Source organism: Rhodoferax sp. GW822-FHT04A08, assembly GCF_058801025.1.
Genome location: NZ_JBXAMW010000001.1, coordinates 312,983 through 332,834, shown reverse-complemented (window position 1 = coordinate 332,834; position 19,852 = coordinate 312,983). Strand labels below are relative to the sequence as shown.

The following is a 19,852-nucleotide window of genomic DNA, read 5'->3' as shown; positions in this document are numbered from 1 at the left end:
GCCACTTAAAATTGGGGCGTGAACACCATCCTCAACATCTCCGCCTACAAATTCGTCCCCCTGCCCGACGCGCACGCCCTGCGCGAGCTGTTGTTGGAGCGCGCAACGGCCCTGCAGCTCAAGGGGACTATTTTGCTGGCGGAGGAAGGCATCAACCTGTTCCTGGCCGGGCCCGAGTGGTATGTGCGCGGCTTTGTCGCCCTGCTGCACACCGATGCACGCTTTGCCGACATTGCGCCGAAGGAGAGTTGGTCGGGCACCCAGCCTTTCAAGAAGATGCTGGTCAAGGTCAAGAACGAAATCATCCGCATGAACCACCCCACCATACGGCCGGCAGAAGGGCGCGCACCAGCAGTACCACCTGCCACGGTCAAACGCTGGCTGGACCAAGGGCATGACGATTCAGGCCGGCCCGTGGTGACGCTGGACACGCGCAATGACTTTGAAGTGGACGCCGGTACCTTTGATGGCGCCATCGACTGGCGCATCACCAAGTTCACGGAGTTCCCTCACGCGGTGCAGGAACACAAGGCTGAGCTGGAAGGCAAAACCGTGGTGAGCTTTTGCACCGGTGGCATTCGCTGCGAGAAGGCCGCCATCCTGATGCACCAGATGGGTCTGGAGCACGTGTACCAGTTGGAAGGCGGCATCCTCAAGTACTTCGAGGAAGTCGGCGATGCCCATTACCACGGCGGCTGCTTTGTATTTGACGAGCGCCGTGCGGTTGATGCGCGGCTCGAGGCGGCACCTGAACTGACACAGGGATGACACGCATACGCCCCTGAATTGGCCGCGTTCGTTCTCAGTATGATTCCAGCGGTCTGCAATCCCACAGGAAACCTTCCATGAAAAGACTGATCACGATCGCCTGCCTTGGCGCCGCCTTGTGCGCGCCCGCATTTGCCCAAAGCGACAAAGGCAGCCAGGCCTCGGCACTGGGCGTCAACAGCATTCTGGCCTCGCCCGTGCTCTCGTTGGAGGGCAAGCCGCTGGAAGCCTCCGCGGCACTCGGCCTGGGCGGCGCCTTCGTTGTCGTGGGGGTGGTGGAAGGCGCAAGTGAAGTAGTGTCTCTGACGCTCAAGGGCGTGGAAGCGGGCAGCACCTTTGTCGTCAAGGCATCCACCAAGGCCGTCAAGGCGGCTTCGGTGGCCACAGGCACCAGCATTCGGGTGGTGGCGGAATCCACTGGCTACGCGCTCATGGCATCCGGTCAACTATTGGCATTTGTTCCCAATGCCATCGGCCAAGCGCTGCTGCACCAATCGCAGATCAAGTAAGCATGCGCACTGCAGCCAAACTGTGGGGCACGCTACTGCTGTGCCTGTGCCTGTGCATGACGAATGCAGCTACAGCCGGTACTGCCTGCTCGGATGCGCCTCCCAAGCCGGAATCCATCCAGCAGGCCTTTCAAGCGGCGTACAAGCTCCACCAACGGCTGGAGCAGTTGCAACCTCGCATTGCACTGGTTGGAAGGGTCGGTCAAGACCTCTCCAAATACGGCTTGCGTTACTCCCACATAGCGTTTGTCAGCAAGGATGCGGCAAGCGGTCAGTGGCGCACCACCCACCTGCTCAATGCCTGCAACTCCAACCAGTCGGCTCTGTGGCACGAAGGTCTGGCCAACTTCTTTCTGGATGACCTGTTCGCATACGAAGCGCTGCTCATCGTGCCCTCACCCGCTGTGCAGGAAAAGCTACTGGCAATAGTGAACGACGACAAACGCGCGTTGTCCATGCACCAGCCGCTCTACAACATGCTGGCGTATCCGTTTTCCGACAAATACCAGAATTCCAATCAGTGGGTACTGGAGTTGCTGACCCTTGCCACTTCACAGCAAGTCGGCATCACTCCGCCACTTGCCACTCGCCAGCAGGCGCAGCAATGGCTCAAGCTGACGGGCTACCAGCCCAGCACGCTCAAGCTGAACGCCTTCACACGATTGGGTGCGCGCATGTTTCGGGCCAATGTGGCATTTGACGACCACCCCGACGAGCGCCGTTTTGCCGACCTGATTGACACGGTAACCGTGGAATCCATGGCCAGCTACATACGGCAAGTGGACCCAACCAGCGCCAGCGAAGTCATTCGCTGAGCCGCCAAGGGTCCACTTTGAAGGCAGCGCCCGCAGAGGGCGCCCACCCTGCCGCTTAGCCGCGGAACTTGGCGGCCAGAGCCGCGACGCGCTCGCCGTACTGGCGACCGGTTTCCAGATCACCGGTATTCATTTCGTCAGCACCTGCGTCACCCGGGGTCTGGGCGATCGGGCCACCGCTGGATGCCAGGTAGTTGATGTCCGTGCGTTGTGAGGCTTTGGTGTTGTTGTAGATGATGCCGGTACCAGCCCAGATGCCACCGTGCTGCATGGCCAGGGTCATAAAGTAATGCAGGGTGCTGAACTTGTCGCCATTGACGTTGGCGCTGGCGGTGAAGCCGCCAAAGACCTTGTCCTTCCAGGCTTGGGTGTACCAGGGCTTGGACGAGGCATCCGCAAACTTCTTGAACTGCCAGCTCACCGAGCCCATGTAGGTGGGCGAACCAAAGATGATGGCATCCGCTGCAGCCAGTGTTTCCCAGGTGCCTTCAGGTAGATTGCCGTCCGCGTCGATCGCGATCAGCTGGGCTGAAGCGCCCTGTGCCACGGATTGGGCGAAACGCTGGGTGTGGCCATAGCCCGAGTGGTAAATCACAACAACTTTTGCCATTCGAATACTCCTTGATTGGTTAATTTGGAAAACACAAACACAACAACTGGGAATCTACCGCAGGGCGGCACACTCCACTCTCAACACGATCAGGGTGCCAGATCAAACACCAGCACCTCTGCCTGCTTGCCCGCACCAAGTTCGATACGGGTCTCTCCCTCGAGCATGGCCGCGTCACCGCTGCCGAGCTTCAAACCGTTCACCTGCAATTCGCCGCTCACCATTTGCACATAGCCCTTGCGTCCCGGTGCCAGGGTCAGCGAAGCAGCCTGTTCACCATCAAACAGGCCGCCATAGAGACGCGCATCTGCATGAATCTTGACGGACCCACCCGCCGCGTCACTGGAGGCCAGCAGGCGCAGGACACCGCGCTTTTCATCTGCGGCAAACGTCTTTTGCTCGTAACCGGGCGCAATGCCGCGCACATCAGGTTCAATCCAGATCTGGAAAAAGTGCGTGGTCTGGCCTTCTGCATGGTTGAACTCGCTGTGCTGCACGCCAGTGCCCGCACTCATGCGCTGCACGTCGCCGGGCGGGATGCCCTTGACGTTGCCCATGCTGTCCTTGTGGGCCAGATTGCCCTGCACCACGTAGCTGATGATTTCCATGTCGCGGTGGCCGTGCGTGCCAAAGCCGGTGCCTGGGGCGATGCGGTCTTCGTTGATCACGCGCAGATTGCCCCAGCCCATGTGCTTGGGGTCGTAGTAGCCCGCGAATGAAAAGCTGTGGAAAGACTTGAGCCAACCGTGGTCGGCATAGCCGCGCTCAGAGGATTTGCGTAATGTGATCATGGCATCTACTTTAGGGCTGGGGTGACCTTCTGCATTGCATGCTGATTGATGGCATCATTCAAATGTTTTCAACCAAAACACCCTCTTTCATGCAAACTCCCCGCGATGTACTGACGCCCGACGCTCTCTCCATGCTGCAAACCATTGCGAGTACCGGCAGCTTTGCCGCGGCGGCCCGTCAAATGGGCATGGTGCCCAGCGCGCTGACCTACCGGGTTCGCCAAATTGAAGATGCGCTGGACGTGCTGCTGTTTGACCGCAGCTCGCGCCAGGCAAAGATGACTGCGGCCGGCGCCGAGCTGCTCAGTGAAGGCGCGCGCCTGCTGGGGGAGATTGACGCGGTGGCAAACCGCGTGAAACGTGTCGCCACCGGTTGGGAATCGCGCTTCACCATCGCCCTGGACACCATTGTTTCCAAAACCACCATGATGGAACTCTGCGATGCCTTTTACGCCCTGAACCCTCCCACCCAAATCCGCCTGCGCGACGAAACGCTCTCGGGCACGCTGGAAGCCCTCACCTCGGGCCAGGCCGATCTGGCCATAGGCACAGGCCCGGATTCCAGCAATGTGAGCGGACTGCAGAGCAAGCCTTTGGGCACAGCCCATTTCATCTTTGCCATCGCCCCGCACCACCCATTGGCCAAGGCACAGGAGCCGTTATCCGATGCAGTCATTCAACAGCACCGGGCCGTGGCGGTAGCAGACTCGGTGCAGCGCGGCAGTGGCCAGACCTTTGGCATCTTCAGTGGCCAGGAGGTCTTTACCGTGGCCAGCATGCGCGACAAGCTGGACGCACAACTGCGCGGACTGGGTGTCGGTCACCTGCCCGCGGGCATGGCCACGCGCTATCTGGAGTCCGGCCGCCTGGTGTTCAAACAGACCGAACGCGCCAAACGCCTGGTCACCGTGCACTACGCCTGGCGCCAGACCAAGAACCAGAGCCAGGGCCGCGCCATGCAGTGGTGGCTGTCTCAATTGGAGAGCCCGACCACGCGCAACGCGCTGCTGGAGAACCACGCCAGCTACTAAAGTCGCTGCCAAGCCCGAAGGCGGCTCTATGTGCGTGTATAAACCATGCAAACCCTTTCACAAACGGAGAAAGCGCACATGAGCAATTCCAAACGCATCGCAATCGTGGGGGGAGGCATGGCAGCCATTGCCTGTGCCCGCACTCTGGTACAGGCGGGCCATAGCGTGACGGTGTTCGAGAAGAGCCATGGCTTTGGCGGACGCATGTCCACCCGCAGCAGTGCCTTTGGCAGCTTTGACCATGGCGCCCAATATTTCACGGTACGTGACAGCCGTTTTGCGCAGGCACTGGAAACCACGCCCAGCATCTGCCGCCGCTGGAGTGCCAATACGGTGCAAGTGCTGGACTCCCACGGCCGCGTGGCCGAAGCAGGCCTGCCGGCGCGCGAGCCGCACTGGGTCGCCAAACCCGGCATGAGCAGCCTGGTGCGCGCCTGGGCCCAGCCCCTGGTAGACAACCGCTCGGTCGAGATGCAGGTCCGCGTCACCGCCATCGAAAAGGATGCGCTGGATGCGCACAAGTGGCAATTGCGCACAGCCGGAGCAGAAGACAGCACGCATGTATTCAGTGGGTTTGACTCCGTTGTATTGGCCATCCCCGGCCCGCAGGCTGAAGTGCTGCTCAAGACGCACAAGGCGGCTTCGGCACTGGCCAAGAAAGTGGCCAAATCCACGGTGGCACCCTGCTGGACCTTGATGGTGGCCTTTCCGCAAGCCGTGCAGCCCGGTCTGACCACACTGGGTCCGCAATGGAATGCGGCACGCAGCACCCACCACCGCATCGCCTGGCTGGCACGCGAATCCAGCAAGCCCGGACGCAGTGCCGTGGAGCGCTGGACGGTGCAGGCCAGCGCCGCTTGGTCACAGGAACATCTGCAGGACGACGCCAGCCGCGTCACCGCCAAGCTGATCAAGGCCTTCGCCGAAGTCACCGGCATCCGTGCCGAACCGGCCCATGCCGAAGTGCACCGCTGGCTCTATGCCAAGACGGAAAAGCCCCTGGGCGTGTCCCACCTGTGGGACGCCAAGCTGGGCCTGGGTGTTTGCGGTGACTGGTGCCTGGGCCACCGCGTGGAAGACGCCTTTGTGTCAGGTCTGGAACTGGCACTCGCCATGTCGTGAGCGCCGCCGGGCCGTCGCAAGCCTATAGGGGCAGGTTCGCGCCCTCTCCCACGGGGCCGCTGCATGCAGGCTCGCTGGTGGCCGCGCTGGCGAGCTGGCTGGATGCCCGCGCACAGCAAGGCCAGTGGCTGGTGCGTATCGAAGATGTAGATCTACCGCGCTGTGTGCTCGGAGCAGACCTGCACATCCTGCAACAACTCGCCGCCTGCGGCCTGTACCCCGACCAACCGCCCGTGTGGCAAAGCCAGCGTACAGACCTGTATCGCCGGGCTCTGGACCGGCTCATAGAGTGCGACCAGGCCTACCCCTGCGCCTGCACCCGCAAGGACATAGAAGAAGCCCTGCACGCTAACGGCAAGACCAAGCCGCGCCACGGTGAACTGGTGTACCCCGGAACCTGCCGAGATGGCTTGCACGGCAAGCCCGCACGTGCCTGGCGATTTCGCACACCAGAGCAGTCGGTGGTGTATTGGACGGACAGACGCGGAGGCCCCCAAGTGCAGGATGTTGCCGAGGCCGTGGGCGATTTCGTGCTGCTCCGGGCGGATGGCCTTTTTGCCTACCAGCTGGCAGTCGTGGTGGACGATGCCGACCAGGGCATCACCCACATCGTGCGCGGTGAAGACCTGGCCGACAACACACCACGCCAGATCCTGCTACAGCAGGCCCTGGGCTACCCCACGCCACATTACCTGCACACGCCGCTGGTTCTGGCAGAAGATGGTCAGAAGCTCAGCAAACAGAATGGCGCCGCTGCGCTGGACACCAGCACAGCTGAAGCCGCGTTGGCCGCATTGGATCAGGCCGCCGAAAGCCTGGGACTGCATCCCCGCGGAAACCGCGACAATAGGGGGATGGCACTGGCCGCCTGGGTTGCCCAATGGCGCGCCATGTATTGAGTCGCAATAGCGTGTCCGTTGGCGACACCCCACCTGATCATGAATACCGAGAACACCCCACCCCAAGACGGCGCGGAGGCCCCCAAGCCCTTCATGCGCACCATCAAGAGCTTTGTCAAACGCGCAGGCCGCACCACGGTCGGCCAGGCCAAAGCCTTTCAGGAGCTGGGACCGAAGTTTCTGCTCCCCTACCAGCAAAGCCTGCTGGATTTCCAGGCGGCCTTTGCCGCGCCGGACGCTGCACCCACGCAGCGCCCTGTGGTGCTGGAGATCGGCTTTGGCATGGGCGAAGCCACGGCCAAGATTGCGACCACCCTGGCCGATACCAACTTTCTGTGTTGTGAGGTGCACGAGCCCGGCGTGGGCGCGCTGCTCAAACGCATTGGCGAGAACCAGCTGACCAACATCCGCATCTGTGCGCATGACGCGGTGGAGGTCATTGACCACATGCTGCCCCTGGCCAGCCTGGACGGCGTGCACATCTTCTTCCCCGACCCCTGGCACAAGACCAAGCACAACAAGCGCCGCCTGATCCAGGCGCCGCTGGTGGCCAAGCTGGCGGCACGCCTCAAGCCCGGCGGCTATCTGCACTGCGCCACTGATTGGGAGCCCTACGCCCAGCAGATTCTGGAAGTGCTCAGCGCCGAGCCGCAGTTGCGCAACCGGGCGCTGGCGAGCAACCCCGAGCTGAAAGGCTACGCGCCCAAGCCGCATTACCGCCCCCTCACCAAGTTCGAAAACCGTGGCATCCGGTTGGGCCACGGCGTGTGGGATCTGGTCTTCGAGCGCGTCTGAGTTTCTCGCGTCAGGCAATCCTGAGACCATGGCCCGCTATCGCCCCAATCCACCGCCACCGCGCGACGGCCTGAGCCCGAGTTGCGTGGTGGTGCCTGACGGAGTCCGGGCCAATGCACTGGAATTCTTCGCAGCGCGCTTCACTGCCGTGGTCCGCGAAGACTGGCAGCAACGCCTGAACGCGGGCGACATCGTGGATTCACAAGGACTGGTCCTGCAAGCCGACACACCGGTCCACACCGGGCAGCGCATCTACTACTACCGCAGTCTGCCGACCGAACCCAAGGTGCCCTTTGAAGAACGCATCGTCTGGCAGGACGAACACATCGTGGTAGCCGACAAGCCACACTTTCTGCCGGTGATTCCGTCTGGCAAATATGTACGCGAGACGCTGCTGGTGCGCCTGAACAAAGCCTTTGGCACCGACAGTCTGGCACCCGCCCACCGCATCGACCGCGATACCGCCGGGCTGGTGCTGTTCACCCGCAATCCGGCCACGCGCAACCTCTACCACCGGTTGTTTCGCGAGCACCAGGTGCGCAAGACCTACCATGCGGTGGCCCGCTGGAATCCGGCGCTGGCCTGGCCGGTCACGCGCCACACCCGCATCGCCGAAGGCAGCCACTTCATGCAGCAGGCCGAAGTGCCGGGCCCTGCCAACGCCCTCACCCATATCCGCCCGATTCAACAGACTGGCGAATATGCACTCTATGAATTGCAGCCCGTCACAGGCCAGCGCCACCAGCTGCGGGTGCATATGCATGCGCTCGGGCTGCCGCTGGTCCATGACGGCATTTACCCCACCCTCACGCCCGAAGGCAGTGCCGACACCAGCAAGCCCTTGCAGCTGCTGGCAAAGACGCTGGCCTTTACCGACCCGGTGACCGGCGAGCCGCGCCACTTCACCAGCGGCCTGTCGCTGCTGCCCCTGCAAGACGTGGCGGCCGACCATCCGGTTCCTATTTCAGATTGATGTTTTGAGCTTTACCCCTTCCACTCCCGCCGCTTTGAGCGCGCTCGCCCTCCAGACCTTCGAACAGGTGGTGCGCAGCTCCCCCGGCTTCAAAATCCGCAGCGGCCAGCACGCCATGGCCGAGCGCGTGGCCGAAACACTGGCCGCAGCCGACCTGGGAGACCAGGCCGCACCGGCAAAGGCCATTGCCGTGATCCAGGCCGGCACCGGTGTGGGCAAGAGCGCTGCCTACCTCAGCACAGCCGTGGCCATGGCGCTGGAGCGCAAGACCCGCGTGCTGGTGTCCACTGCCACGGTGGCCCTGCAGGAGCAGCTCATCCACAAGGACCTGCCTGCGCTGGCCGCCAGCATGGACAAACCCTTTGTGTTTGCCCTGGCCAAAGGGCGTGGGCGCTATGTGTGCAAGGTCAAGCTGGACCGGCTGGCCGGTACCGGAAGCGGTGAAGAAGACCTGTTTGAGGAGGACTTTCCGGCCGTCGCCCTGTCCACCGCGTCGCAGGAGGCCATTGAAGAACGCCGCATCCAGCTCTACGACCACATGGCCACGCTGCTGGCAGGCAACAAATGGGACGGAGACCGCGACACCCTGGCCCAAGCCCCCGAACCCAGCGACTGGTCTGCCGTGGCCGCCGAACGCCACACCTGCACCGCGCGCCACTGCCCGCGCTACAAGGATTGCAGCTACTACAACGCGCGCACCCGCCTGGCTGAGGCGCAGGTCATCGTCGCCAACCACGACTTGGTGCTGGCAACCCTGGGCCTGAAGACCCTGCCCGATCTGGACAACTGCCTGGTGGTGTTTGACGAAGGCCACCACCTTCCTGCCGTCGCGCTGGACCAGTTTTCCAGCGCCATGGACCTGAGCAACCTGCGCTGGCTGGACAAGCTGCCACGCACCATGCAGGACGTGGCCAAGCGCCTGCATCTGCACCTGGGCGAGGACATTACCACCGTGTGCTCTCAGCTCAAGACCATATTGACCCAAACCCAGCGCCTGGCCCTGGACCTGGTGCACGGCACGACAGAAGGCGCCGACGGCACGCTGCGGTTTGCGCATGGTGTGCTGCCAGAACCCTTGCATGAGCCCATCGCCCAGATCAGCGCGCAAGCCACCGGCCTGCAAAAGGCGCTGGAAGCGCTGGGTGTGGATGTGAAAGCCATCGCCAAGGAAGACCCGTCCATGGCTGCGTTGTGCGCGCAGCTCTACGCCAAGCTGGGCGCGCTGGCGCCACGCCTGGCCAGCCTCAGCGGCACGGCCCAGCTGCTGCTGGAGCATGGCGAGCAGCCCCTGGCTAAATGGCTGCAGGCCGAGAGCGAAAACGGTTACCTCAACCTGAGTGCCCACGCCTGCCCCATGGTGCCGGGCGACCTGCTGCGCCAATTTCTGTGGAGCCAAGTGCGGGGTGCGGTGGTCACCTCCGCATCGCTGACCAGTTGCGGCAGCTTTGACTACTTTTTGCAGGAGGCCGGTCTGTCCGGCAACCCCAACGTCAGCACGCTGGAAGTCTCCAGCCCTTTTGACTACACCGAACAAGGCACGCTGACCGTGGTGCACACCCGTGCCGAACCCAAACAGGCAGATGCCTACACGGCCGAGATGGTGGAGCTGCTGATCCGTGATCTGGACGAGGTGCAGCACGGCGCGCTGGCCCTGTTCACCTCGCGTGCCCAGATGCGCGCTGCCACCCAGGCACTGCCGACACGGCTGATGGATACCGTGCTGGTGCAAGGCAGCTTGTCGCGCACCCGCCTGCTGGCCAGCCATATGGCGCGTGTGGAAGCGGGTTTGCCCTCGGTGCTGTTCGGGTTGCAATCGTTTGGCGAAGGGCTGGACCTACCCGGCAAGCTGTGCGAAACCGTGTTCATCTGCAAGCTGCCATTTGCGCCGCCGAGCGAACCGGTGGACGAGGCGCGTGCCGAATGGCTGCGCAAGATGGGGCGTGACCCATTCAGCGAACTGGTGATTCCCGCCACGGCCATCAAGCTGCTGCAGTGGACCGGCCGCGCCATCCGCACCGAGGAAGACCGCGCCCAGGTGATCTGCTATGACAAACGGCTGCAACTGCAGCCGTATGGAAGAAGAATGCTGGGTGGCTTGCCACCCTACCGGCAGCTGCGGCGCCAGGGCCGCGAGGCTGCACAGCCCGTCTGAAATCAGACGCTGAGCGACGCTTCGAATTCAGCCCGGATGGCCTGCAATTGCGCGGGTGTGAGGCGGTTGCCGTACTGCGATACCACCTGCCCTGCCGCACGGTTGGCCAATGCCGCTGCCTGCGCGTGGCTGTGGCCGTGGGTGACCGCGAAGAGGAAGGCACCCGCAAACATGTCGCCAGCGCCATTGGTATCGATGGCCTGCACCTTGACCGCGGGTACTTCGGTCTGCTGCGCACCTTCGATCACCAGGCAGCCCTTGGCACTGCGGGTCAGGCAGACGACCTTGGCGAGCTTGGACATATGGGTGACGATGGTGGGCAGGTCCTTGCTGCCGCACCAGACCTGCGCCTCTTCCTCGTTGCAGAACAGGTAGTCCAGATCGCTGCCGACCATGGCTTCCAGACCGGGACGGCAGAAGTTGATCATGGTCATGTCGCTCAGGGTGGTAGCCAGTTTGACGCCCGCTTCCTTGGCAATGGCACGCCCCTTGAGGGCGGCGTCCAGCCCGGTGGGCGAGGCGGACAGATAGCCTTCCATGTAATAGACCTTGGACTTGGCAATGTCCTTGGCATGCAAGGAGGTCTGATCGATGTCTGCCGTTGCTCCCAGGAAGGTGCTCATGCTGCGCTCGGCATCGGGCGTCACCATCACCATGCAGATGCCGGTCTGCCCCTCGGGAAACGGCATATGCGAGAGATTGGTGGCGACACCATTGGCCAGCAGGTCCTGGTGGTAGAAGGCCCCCAGTTCATCATCGGCCACACGGCAGGAATAGAAGGCCTTGCCCCCCAGCTGCGCCACGGCCACCACGGTGTTGCCGGCCGAGCCGCCACCCGTGCGACGGCTGTGCAACCCTTGCACGCCCGCCAGCAAATGGGTGCGACGCTCGGCATCGATGAGGGTCATGTGCCGCTTCTCCACGCCCAAGGCCTGCAGTTGCGCGTCAGTGACTTCGTATTCGGAGTCCACCAGCGCGTTGCCAATGGCGTAAAGATCGTAATGGGACATGGGTTTCCAGAGGTAGCAGGTTGAAGTTATTGTTCGACGAAGGCACGCTCAACGACAAAGTCGCCGGGCGACGTGGTGCTGCCTTCGGCATAGCCACGCTTTTCCAGAATGACTTTCAAGTCCTTGAGCAAACCGGGGGAGCCGCAGATCATGACGCGGTCATTTGCGGGGTCGAGTTTGGGCAGACCCAGATCCGCCTGCATCTTGCCGGACTCGATCAGGTCGGTGATGCGGCCCTGGTTGCGGAAGGGCTCACGGGTCACCGTGGGGTAGTACAGCATCTGCTCGCGCACCATGTCGCCCAGGAACTCGTGGTCGGGCAGCTCGTTGGTGAGGTAGTCGTAATAGGCCAGTTCCTTCACTTCGCGCACGCCATGGACCACGATGACCTTCTCGAAGCGCTCGTAGGTGGCCGGATCGCGCGCCACGCTCAGAAACGGCGCCAAGCCGGTGCCGCTGCCCAGCAGATACAGGTTCTTGCCCGGCAGCAGGTAGTCGATCAACAGGGTACCCGTGGGCTTCTTGCCGACCACGATCTTGTCACCCACCTTGATGTGTTGCAGCTGGGAGGTCAGCGGGCCGTCCTGCACCTTGATGCTGAGGAACTCCAGATGCTCTTCGTAATTGGCGCTGACGATGCTGTAGGCGCGCAGCAGCGGCTTGCCGTTGGGTTGGCGCAGGCCGATCATGGTGAAGTGGCCGTTGGAAAACCGCAATGCGGGGTCACGGGTGGTGGTGAAGCTGAACAAGCGGTCTGTCCAGTGGTGTACGCTTAATACGGTTTCTTCCAGAAATGCACTCATGGGGGCCTTGTGGTGGGTCAAAGTTGCGTTGCAGCAAACCCTATAGTGTAAAAGGTTGGCCTGCCACAATCCGGCATATCCATAGCTCCAGAACTTATAAGTAGTCCTTTTGCGCCATGTCAAACCCAGAAAACCCGTCTTCCGCCCCCTTGCTGGTGGCCTGTTTGTGCGCTCAGTGGTGTGGTACCTGCAACGAGTACGCCCCCTTGTTTGAGCGTCTGCAGGGGGAATTCCCTGGTGCCACGTTCCGCTGGATTGATATCGAAGACGAATCGGACCTGGTCGACCCCATCGAGGTAGAGAACTTCCCCACCATTCTGATTGCCACGGGCGGGCAGGCCCGCTTTTTTGGCACTGTGACGCCCCACCTGGAGACGTTGCGGCGGCTGATTCAGTCCCACCTGGGCAATACTGGGCTCAGCCGCTTGCCTGCCGAAGTGCAGGCCATCACGCAGCGCATCAGCATGCAGCGGGCTGCCTGACCCACCTCAGGCGAGCCGGGCAGATCAGGCTGTCGCGCTCAGTGTGCTGGTGGTGCTGTTGCCGGACTGCTGCAGGCTGGCGCTGATCTGCTCATAGAGCTTTTGTGCCAGCTTGGCCACTTCCGAGTTGCTGGAGCTTCCCGAGCTGCCAGAAGAATCCGAGGAGTTTGCACCTTGCGCCAGTTCCTTGAGCATGCCAGCCAGCCGCTCCATGGAGGACACCGTACCGTCCTGGTTGACGTCCAATGGATCGTAGGTCTTACTACTGGAGCTGCTGGAGGTTGACTGCGTTCCACCTGTTCCGCCAGCGCCGCTTGACCGCGCTGGTTGGCCGTCCTGCACGTGCGACTGGGCGAAATCCATGGTGGTGGGTGGTGGCAGGAGGTCCTTCATGCCCTGACCCAATTCGTCACTGGACAGGCTGCCGTCACCATTGGTGTCCATCTTGGTGAACAGCTGCTTGCTGTCACCCAGACTGGTCCCGGTCTTCTGGCTGATGTCGCTCAGCATGGCGCTGAGTTCGCTCTGGTCCACACTGCCGCTGCCATCCGTATCCACTTTGGCAAACATTTTTGCCTGGTGCTGACTACGCTGCGCGCTGGGTGTGGCCCATGCATTGCCGGAGCTGCTGACTCCCCCGATTGTGCTCATGGTCAATTCCTTTACTGCTGGTGAATGAGGATGTCACCCGTTGCATACAGGGCCCGAGCGACCACTCCATTCTTGGCGGCGCAGGTAAGCTGGTCTTTTCAAATTGGTATCAAAGCTGATACAAAACTGCAAAAGAAGCCCGTTACAGTACCGGTTTCCCGTGGCAATTCAGCGCTTATGCCCGGGACCTTGTTTCTAAACTTGTCTCTGCACAAGGGACGCCATGACTGCAAAAACCTCCATCCTTCTGGTCGACGACGACGCCGAGATCACCGAGCTGTTGGGTGAATACCTCACCCGATTCAACTACGAGGTACATTGCGCCAGCGACGGGCCAAGCATGCGCGAGCAGTTGAGGCGCCACAACGTGGATCTGGTGGTGTTGGACATCATGTTGCCCGGCGCGGACGGCCTGATGCTGGCACGGGAGATCCGCCGCCAGACCCGCACGCCCATCATCATGCTGACGGCCCGCACCTCCACCCTGGACCGTATCCTGGGTCTGGAAAACGGTGCGGACGACTACATGAGCAAACCCTTCGAACCCCGCGAACTGGTTGCGCGCATCCAGTCCGTTCTGCGGCGCTCGCAAGGCCCGCAACCGGAGGAGGCCGTGGCGTCCAGCGAAGTGGTGGTATTTGATGGCTGGGAACTGCACCGCAATCTGCGCACCCTGGTCTCCCCCACCGGCCTGGTGGTGGCCTTGTCCAATGCGGAGTTCCGCCTGCTCAACACCTTTCTTTCAACACCACGCAGACTGCTCAGCCGAGACCAGTTGATGGAGCAGGCCCGTGGCCGGGCCATGGACGCGTTTGAGCGCAGCATCGATCTGCTGGTGTCGCGTCTGCGCCATAAGCTGGCCGACGATTCCCGCGAGGTCTCGATGATCAAGACCATACGCGGTGCGGGCTATATGTTCAACGTGCAGTCCGTGCAGGGAAGGGTCGCGTGGCGCGCTTGATGCCCCTGCTGCGCAGGACTGCGCAAGTCCTGCAAAGATGGCTCCCCGACAGCTTGTTCGGAAGATTGGCACTTCTGCTGAGCGTAGTGGCCATTGCCAGCCATGTACTGGCGCTTTCCCTGCTCTTCGAATTCCGCCCCGAGCCATGGGGTGGCGTGCATCCGCCACCACACCCTATGCCCCCTCCCCCGCACGGTTCGCCGCTGCAAGGCATGCTGATGGACATCAGCGTGCGCCTGAGCGCGGTGTTGCTGGCGGCCTGGGTAGGTGCACGCTGGCTGGCGGCCCCCATGCATCGGCTGGCGCAGGCCACACGCGAATTGGCCGGCAATATCCATCGCGCGCCCATCACACCGCAAGGAACCCGCGAATGCCGGGAGGCCACCAGCATGATCAATCAGCTGCAGGCGCATATATGCACCCAGTTGGAAGAACGTGACCAGTTTGTTGCCGCCGTGTCGCATGACTTGCGCACACCGCTAACCCGGCTGGCGCTGCGTGTGGAGTCCCTGAACAACGAGCACGACCGACAGCGTCTGGGCAGGGACATTGCCGAGATGGACCAGATGATCCGCGCCACGTTGGACTATCTGCGCGGCGCGGCTGAGGCGGAACCCTGGGTGGAGCTGGACTTGCGCTCCCTGGTGGAAAGCCAGGTACACGATAGCCAGGATTGCGGTGATGCCGTTGCGATGGCGCAGACCACCGCCGAGCAGCATTACGCGCTGCCTATCAAGGCCCAAGTCTCCGCCATACGCCGAAGCATTGCCAATGTCATGGACAACGCCGTGCGTTACGGCGGAGGCGCCGAAATCACCCTGCAACGCATTGGCTCCGAGGTGAGCCTGTGCATCTGCGACCGCGGCCCCGGCATACCGCCCGAGGCCCTGGACAAGGTTTTGCTTCCCTTCTACCGAGTGGAGTCCTCACGCAACCGCCACACCGGGGGTGTGGGACTGGGCCTGGCCACAGCAAACGACATTGTCAAACGCCATGGCGGTACGTTCGCACTCAGCAACCGATCCGGCGGCGGCCTGCAGGTGGAAATGCGCTTTCCCGCAACGACCTGAACAGCGCCCCAACCGGGCTCAGTTAGCAACCAGGTTCTTGTATACGCCGCAGCCCAAATAGATATCGTCGACAGCCGTCACGTAAGACATCTTGGTCTGCACGGTACCCGTTGTGGGGTTCGTAATGTTGTACTCCACCCATCCAGGCTCGTAATTGGCCTGGGCCATGATGGTTTGCAGCAAACCTTCGCCATCGATACCGGCAATGTCCTGCACCCGCGTGCCGACCTTGGATGGATTGCCGCCAAAGGCCAGGTAGGTACCGTGCTCATCCAGAGCAAAGACGTACATGTCCCGGTCATGAAACCCTTTGGATGGCTCCGTCAGGTCGCGCAGGAAGCTGTCCCTGCTGCCACTGCGCCTGTGCGCCACAGCGCGCTGCACCAACGCAACTGCCTCTTCAGGTGAGCCTTGAATCAGCTTGAACATGGCTACCGAATCCACCAGCGTAGTGGCTCGACGGCGCATGTCTTCGGCCTTTTCCACCGCATGACCAACCATCTGTGCGTTGCGCTGCGTGATCTCGTCAAGCTGGCGCACTGCAGCCGTGATCTCGCTCAGACCAGAACTCTGCTCGGCGCTGGAATTGGAGATCTGCGACATGCTGCCGGCCACTTCGCGGATGCCCGCCACCATGCCCTTGATGGTGGAACCGGCTGCATGGATCTTCTGCACGCTGGCCGCAATCTGCGCGGAAGAGGCTCCGATCAACTCGCGGATTTCCTTGGAAGAGGCGGCTGAACGCTGTGCCAGTGAACGCACTTCGGTAGCCACCACGGCAAAGCCGCGCCCCGACTCGCCTGCGCGTGCGGCCTCCACCGCCGCGTTGAGCGCCAGGATATTGGTCTGAAAAGCCAGACCATCGATCACACCCACAATTTCATCCATGCGCTTGGCGCTGGCCTGAATCGCCTCCACGGAAACGACGGCCTCCTCCATGGCGCTGGCGCCACCTACTGCCGCATCCCGCACTTCGCTGGCATGGCCGTTGGCGCTGACTGCCGTCCCCGCATTGACTTGCACTGCAGAGGCCAGCTCCTGCACGCTGGCGGATGTTTGCTCCAGATTGGCCGCCTGCTGTTCTGTGCGATCCGACAGATCACGGCTGTCACGCTCCAGGCTCTGCCCGGCATAGGCTACAAAGGCGGCATTTCCGCGCACATTGGCCACCATGGCAGACACGGTCCGTCCCAGTTGACCAACCACCGTCAAAACGCTCCCCAATTCGTCTTTGCTGCGGCTCACCACAGGCTGGCGCAGATCGCCGGCAACCATGCGATCCACATACTGCACCATCTGCGCGATGTCCTGCGTCACGCTGACGTAGCAAGCCACCAGGACATACACCAAAGCCGCGGCGTCCACGATGCAGAGCCCCATGACAACCTGAAAAGCGTCCTTGGGTTCTGTGCCGACGAAAAATGCCCAGAGCACAACCAGGATGGGCATGGCGGAAAGAAAACCGATCAATGCAATCTTGCGGGAGAACGTCAACCGTCGCAGCACCGCGACGCCAAGCCCCAACACACCATTTGTTTGCATCGTATTTTTTCCCTTATCTCCGACCCGTCATCCACGAACCCGTCAACCGGACCTGCGTGAACCAACGTGTCAGATGCTCGATGCGCGTAATGTACTTGCATGACGGACGTGTGAACACCCGAGAACACCCTCAAATGTTGGCTAAATCGCAAATAAAAAAACGGGGCTGTAAGGCCCCGTTAAGTCACACGCCCCGGCAGGGTATTACAGCTTGGCGGTAACCCAGGCCAACACGCTGTCCAATGCCCCGGAGAGCTTGCCGGGCTCAGTGCCACCGGCCATGGCCATATCGGGCTTGCCACCGCCCTTGCCCCCGACCTGGCTGGCGACGTGGTTTGCCAGTTCACCGGCCTTGACCTTGCCCACGGTGTCGGCAGTCACGCCGGCTGCGATCTGCACTTTGTCGCCGTCCACCGCTGCCAGCACAATGACCGCCGTCTTGAGCTTGTCCTTGAGCTTGTCCATGGTGTCGCGCAAGGTCTTGGCGTCAGCGCCTTCCAGGCGAGCTGCCAACACCTTCACGCCCTTGACGTCCACCGCACTGGTGAGCAGTTCGTCGCCTTGCGCAGAAGCCAGCTTGCCCTTGACGGCCGCCAGTTCCTTTTCCAGCTCCTTGATCTGGCTGAGCATGCCGTCCACGCGCACTGGCAGCTCTTCTGCCGTGGCACGCAGTTTGCCCGCCACATCATCCAGAGTGCTTTCCAGCTCCTGCACATGGTGCAGAGCGACCAAGCCGGTGACGGCCTCGACACGGCGTACGCCGGCGGCCACGCCGCCCTCGCTCATGATACTGAAGAAGCCAATGTCACCCGTGCGTTGCACGTGGGTGCCGCCACACAGCTCGGTGGTGGTGCCGATGTCCAGCACGCGAACGATGTCGCCGTACTTTTCGCCGAACAGCATCATGGCGCCGGTCTGCTTGGCTTCCTCAATGGGCATAAGGCGCGCTTGCGTTGGCGCGTTGGCCAGAATTTCGGTGTTCACCAGCGCTTCGATCTCGCGAATCTGCTCGGGCGTGACCGGTGCGTTATGGGTGAAGTCGAAGCGGGTCTTCTCGGAATCGACCAGACTGCCCTTCTGCTGCACATGGTCACCCAGCACCAGGCGCAAGGCCTTGTGCATCAGGTGGGTGACCGAGTGGTTGCGCATGCTGGCGGCGCGCACGGCGGCGTCCACATGGGCAGTGACCGTGTCACCCACTGCCAGGGTGCCGGACTTGACCGCACCGTGGTGGCCGAAGACATCGGACTTGATCTTCTGCGTGTCAGACACTTCAAACATGGAGGAGTCGGTGAAGATGGCCCCCACGTCGCCCACCTGGCCGCCGCTCTCAGCATAGAAGGGCGTGGTGTCCAGCACCACGACGCCGTTCTGGCCTGCCTTGAGCTCGGCAACTGGCGTGCCCTCGGCATACAGCGCCAATACCTTGGCACTTTGCGTCAGGTGGTCATAGCCGACAAAGGTGTTGCCCGCACCGGTGTACTCCAGCGCCTTGTCCATCTTGAATTTACCAGCCGCACGGCCCTTGGCCTTCTGCGCTTCCATGGCGGCGTTGAAGCCTTCGCTGTCCACCTGCACGCCCGCTTCGCGGCACACGTCGGCCGACAGATCGAGCGGAAAGCCATAGGTGTCATGCAGCTTGAAAGCCACATCACCGGGCAGCACCTTAGCGCCGTCCTTGAGCGCGCCTTCCAGGATTTCCATGCCGGTGGCCAGGGTTTCGAAGAAGCGCTCTTCTTCCACGCGCAGCACTTCGGTGATGCGGGCTTCTTGCTCGCGCATCTTGGGGTAGGCGTCTCCCATCAGGCGGGCCAGGTCGGCAACCAGCTTGTGGAAGAACGGCGTCTTCTTGCCCAGCTTGTAGCCGTGGCGGATGGCGCGGCGCACGATGCGGCGCTGTACATAACCGCGGCCTTCGTTGCTGGGAATCACGCCGTCACTGACCAGGAATGAAGTCGCGCGGATATGGTCGGCAATCACCTTGAGCGAGGGATTGCTCAGGTCGGTGGTGCCGGTTTCGCGCGCCGCGGCCTTGATGAGCTGGTCAAACAGGTCGATTTCGTAGTTGCTGTGAACATGCTGCAGGATGGCGGCCAGGCGCTCCAGGCCCATGCCGGTGTCCACGCAGGGCGCGGGCAGCGGCGTGACGGCGCCGGTCTCGTCCATGTTGAACTGCATGAACACGTTGTTCCAGATTTCAATGAAGCGGTCGCCGTCTTCGTCCAGGCTGCCGGGTGGGCCGCCGGGAATGCCTTCCCCGTGGTCGTAGAAGATTTCCGAGCAGGGGCCGCAGGGGCCGGTGTCGGCCATCATCCAGAAGTTGTCACTCTTATAGCGTCCGCCCTTGTTGTCACCGATACGGATGACGCGCTCAGGCGGCAGGCCGATTTCCTTGGTCCAGATGTCGAAGGCCTCATCGTCTTCGGCATACACGGTGGCCAGCAGGCGTTCCTTGGGCAGCTTGTAGACCTCGGTCAGCAGTTCCCAGGCCCACTTCAGGCTCTCGCGCTTGAAGTAGTCGCCAAAGCTCCAGTTGCCCAGCATCTCGAAGAAGGTGTGGTGGCGCGCGGTATAGCCCACGTTTTCCAGGTCGTTGTGCTTGCCGCCGGCGCGCAGGCAAGCCTGCACGGAAGCCGCGCGCACGTAAGAGCGCTTGTCGGTACCCAGAAACACGTCCTTGAACTGCACCATGCCCGAGTTGGTGAACATCAGCGTGGGGTCGTTGCCCGGCACCAGCGGGCTGCTTTCCACCACGGTGTGGCCCTTGGAGGCAAAAAAGTCGAGGAAGGTCTTGCGGATGTCGGCAACACTCATTACAGGCTGGGTCATGTCGGGCTTCTCGGGGCAGGTTCAAAAAGATTAGCCGCG

General features: G+C 62.1%; 19 protein-coding genes. 12 read left to right on the top strand and 7 right to left on the bottom strand.

Annotated features, from left to right (window positions below; all coding sequences use genetic code 11):
• Positions 1-18 precede the first annotated feature (18 nt).
• The 3 genes from AC1RMF_RS01495 to AC1RMF_RS01485 all read left to right on the top strand — a co-directional run bounded on the left by AC1RMF_RS01495 (position 19) and on the right by AC1RMF_RS01485 (position 2,092).
• On the top strand, positions 19-768 hold the full coding sequence (locus AC1RMF_RS01495; protein ID WP_342617917.1) for a sulfurtransferase: 750 nt from the start codon (positions 19-21) through the stop codon (positions 766-768).
• Positions 769-845: 77 nt separating this feature from the next.
• Positions 846-1,277 carry a hypothetical protein gene (locus AC1RMF_RS01490; protein WP_493138995.1) on the top strand — a complete coding sequence of 144 codons (432 nt, stop codon included), beginning with the start codon at positions 846-848 and terminating at the stop codon, positions 1,275-1,277.
• 2 nt (positions 1,278-1,279) lie between these two features.
• Positions 1,280-2,092, top strand: a complete 813-nt coding sequence (locus tag AC1RMF_RS01485) for a DUF2145 domain-containing protein (RefSeq protein ID WP_342617919.1) — start codon at positions 1,280-1,282, stop codon at positions 2,090-2,092.
• A 55-nt stretch (positions 2,093-2,147) separates the two neighbouring features.
• On the opposite strand, the gene AC1RMF_RS01480 is transcribed toward AC1RMF_RS01485, so the two are convergent.
• The gene (locus tag AC1RMF_RS01480) at positions 2,148-2,702 is read right to left on the bottom strand and encodes a flavodoxin family protein (RefSeq protein ID WP_342617920.1); all 555 of its coding nucleotides are present in this window, start codon (positions 2,700-2,702) and stop codon (positions 2,148-2,150) included.
• 89 nt (positions 2,703-2,791) lie between these two features.
• Entirely contained in the window at positions 2,792-3,493 is a 702-nt protein-coding gene (locus AC1RMF_RS01475) for a pirin family protein (RefSeq protein ID WP_342617921.1), read from the bottom strand.
• 89 nt (positions 3,494-3,582) lie between these two features.
• Between AC1RMF_RS01475 and AC1RMF_RS01470 the strand changes: the two genes are divergently transcribed.
• From AC1RMF_RS01470 to dinG, 6 genes are all read left to right on the top strand, one after another.
• A complete protein-coding gene (locus AC1RMF_RS01470; protein WP_342617922.1) occupies positions 3,583-4,524 on the top strand; it encodes a LysR family transcriptional regulator in 942 nt (313 codons plus the stop codon).
• Between the two features lie 78 nt (positions 4,525-4,602).
• Positions 4,603-5,646: an NAD(P)/FAD-dependent oxidoreductase gene (locus tag AC1RMF_RS01465; protein ID WP_493138992.1), complete on the top strand. Its 1,044-nt coding sequence runs from the start codon at positions 4,603-4,605 to the stop codon at positions 5,644-5,646.
• Positions 5,643-6,545, top strand: a complete 903-nt coding sequence (gene gluQRS / locus AC1RMF_RS01460) for a tRNA glutamyl-Q(34) synthetase GluQRS (RefSeq protein WP_493138990.1) — start codon at positions 5,643-5,645, stop codon at positions 6,543-6,545. Before AC1RMF_RS01465 ends, gluQRS begins: the two co-directional genes overlap by 4 nt.
• Before the next feature lie 39 nt (positions 6,546-6,584).
• Positions 6,585-7,340: a tRNA (guanosine(46)-N7)-methyltransferase TrmB gene (gene trmB, locus AC1RMF_RS01455; protein ID WP_493138988.1), complete on the top strand. Its 756-nt coding sequence runs from the start codon at positions 6,585-6,587 to the stop codon at positions 7,338-7,340.
• Positions 7,341-7,368: 28 nt separating this feature from the next.
• Positions 7,369-8,313, top strand: coding sequence for a pseudouridine synthase (locus tag AC1RMF_RS01450; RefSeq protein WP_493138986.1), 945 nt, complete (start codon positions 7,369-7,371; stop codon positions 8,311-8,313).
• 34 nt (positions 8,314-8,347) lie between these two features.
• Positions 8,348-10,465 carry an ATP-dependent DNA helicase DinG gene (dinG, locus tag AC1RMF_RS01445; protein ID WP_493138984.1) on the top strand — a complete coding sequence of 706 codons (2,118 nt, stop codon included), beginning with the start codon at positions 8,348-8,350 and terminating at the stop codon, positions 10,463-10,465.
• Positions 10,466-10,467: 2 nt separating this feature from the next.
• Here dinG and AC1RMF_RS01440 read toward each other — a convergent pair whose 3' ends face one another.
• Positions 10,468-11,475: an adenosine kinase gene (locus tag AC1RMF_RS01440; RefSeq protein WP_493138982.1), complete on the bottom strand. Its 1,008-nt coding sequence runs from the start codon at positions 11,473-11,475 to the stop codon at positions 10,468-10,470.
• Between the two features lie 26 nt (positions 11,476-11,501).
• The gene (locus AC1RMF_RS01435) at positions 11,502-12,278 is read right to left on the bottom strand and encodes a ferredoxin--NADP reductase (protein ID WP_342617929.1); all 777 of its coding nucleotides are present in this window, start codon (positions 12,276-12,278) and stop codon (positions 11,502-11,504) included.
• 116 nt (positions 12,279-12,394) lie between these two features.
• On the opposite strand from AC1RMF_RS01435, the gene AC1RMF_RS01430 reads away from it, so the two are divergent.
• Positions 12,395-12,760, top strand: a complete 366-nt coding sequence (locus AC1RMF_RS01430) for a thioredoxin family protein (protein ID WP_342617930.1) — start codon at positions 12,395-12,397, stop codon at positions 12,758-12,760.
• Positions 12,761-12,784: 24 nt separating this feature from the next.
• Here the strand turns inward: AC1RMF_RS01430 and AC1RMF_RS01425 are convergent, their stop codons facing one another.
• Complete coding sequence (locus tag AC1RMF_RS01425) at positions 12,785-13,411, bottom strand: EF-hand domain-containing protein (RefSeq protein WP_493138979.1); 627 nt, start codon at positions 13,409-13,411, stop codon at positions 12,785-12,787.
• Positions 13,412-13,634: 223 nt separating this feature from the next.
• Here AC1RMF_RS01425 and AC1RMF_RS01420 point away from each other — a divergent pair, with 223 nt between their 5' ends.
• The gene (locus AC1RMF_RS01420) at positions 13,635-14,372 is read left to right on the top strand and encodes a response regulator (protein ID WP_342617932.1); all 738 of its coding nucleotides are present in this window, start codon (positions 13,635-13,637) and stop codon (positions 14,370-14,372) included.
• A complete protein-coding gene (locus AC1RMF_RS01415; RefSeq protein WP_493138977.1) occupies positions 14,360-15,442 on the top strand; it encodes an ATP-binding protein in 1,083 nt (360 codons plus the stop codon). The genes AC1RMF_RS01420 and AC1RMF_RS01415 overlap by 13 nt, the downstream gene beginning before the upstream one ends.
• Before the next feature lie 18 nt (positions 15,443-15,460).
• Here the strand turns inward: AC1RMF_RS01415 and AC1RMF_RS01410 are convergent, their stop codons facing one another.
• A complete protein-coding gene (locus tag AC1RMF_RS01410) occupies positions 15,461-16,984 on the bottom strand; it encodes a methyl-accepting chemotaxis protein (protein ID WP_342617934.1) in 1,524 nt (507 codons plus the stop codon).
• A gap of 204 nt (positions 16,985-17,188) precedes the next feature.
• A complete protein-coding gene (gene alaS / locus AC1RMF_RS01405) occupies positions 17,189-19,813 on the bottom strand; it encodes an alanine--tRNA ligase (protein ID WP_493138974.1) in 2,625 nt (874 codons plus the stop codon).
• Positions 19,814-19,852 lie beyond the last annotated feature (39 nt).

Excerpts from the sequence above, each read along its gene's own strand:
- AC1RMF_RS01410 (WP_342617934.1), bottom strand. The coding sequence starts at position 16,984 with ATGCAAACAAATGGTGTGTTGGGGCTTGGCGTCGCGGTGCTGCGACGG.
- AC1RMF_RS01440 (WP_493138982.1), bottom strand. The coding sequence starts at position 11,475 with ATGTCCCATTACGATCTTTACGCCATTGGCAACGCGCTGGTGGACTCC.
- AC1RMF_RS01425 (WP_493138979.1), bottom strand. The coding sequence starts at position 13,411 with ATGAGCACAATCGGGGGAGTCAGCAGCTCCGGCAATGCATGGGCCACA.
- AC1RMF_RS01450 (WP_493138986.1), top strand. The coding sequence starts at position 7,369 with ATGGCCCGCTATCGCCCCAATCCACCGCCACCGCGCGACGGCCTGAGC.
- AC1RMF_RS01480 (WP_342617920.1), bottom strand. The coding sequence starts at position 2,702 with ATGGCAAAAGTTGTTGTGATTTACCACTCGGGCTATGGCCACACCCAG.
- AC1RMF_RS01475 (WP_342617921.1), bottom strand. The coding sequence starts at position 3,493 with ATGATCACATTACGCAAATCCTCTGAGCGCGGCTATGCCGACCACGGT.
- AC1RMF_RS01435 (WP_342617929.1), bottom strand. The coding sequence starts at position 12,278 with ATGAGTGCATTTCTGGAAGAAACCGTATTAAGCGTACACCACTGGACA.
- AC1RMF_RS01485 (WP_342617919.1), top strand. The coding sequence starts at position 1,280 with ATGCGCACTGCAGCCAAACTGTGGGGCACGCTACTGCTGTGCCTGTGC.
- AC1RMF_RS01470 (WP_342617922.1), top strand. The coding sequence starts at position 3,583 with ATGCAAACTCCCCGCGATGTACTGACGCCCGACGCTCTCTCCATGCTG.
- AC1RMF_RS01430 (WP_342617930.1), top strand. The coding sequence starts at position 12,395 with ATGTCAAACCCAGAAAACCCGTCTTCCGCCCCCTTGCTGGTGGCCTGT.
- alaS (WP_493138974.1), bottom strand. The coding sequence starts at position 19,813 with ATGACCCAGCCTGTAATGAGTGTTGCCGACATCCGCAAGACCTTCCTC.
- AC1RMF_RS01420 (WP_342617932.1), top strand. The coding sequence starts at position 13,635 with ATGACTGCAAAAACCTCCATCCTTCTGGTCGACGACGACGCCGAGATC.
- AC1RMF_RS01490 (WP_493138995.1), top strand. The coding sequence starts at position 846 with ATGAAAAGACTGATCACGATCGCCTGCCTTGGCGCCGCCTTGTGCGCG.
- AC1RMF_RS01465 (WP_493138992.1), top strand. The coding sequence starts at position 4,603 with ATGAGCAATTCCAAACGCATCGCAATCGTGGGGGGAGGCATGGCAGCC.
- trmB (WP_493138988.1), top strand. The coding sequence starts at position 6,585 with ATGAATACCGAGAACACCCCACCCCAAGACGGCGCGGAGGCCCCCAAG.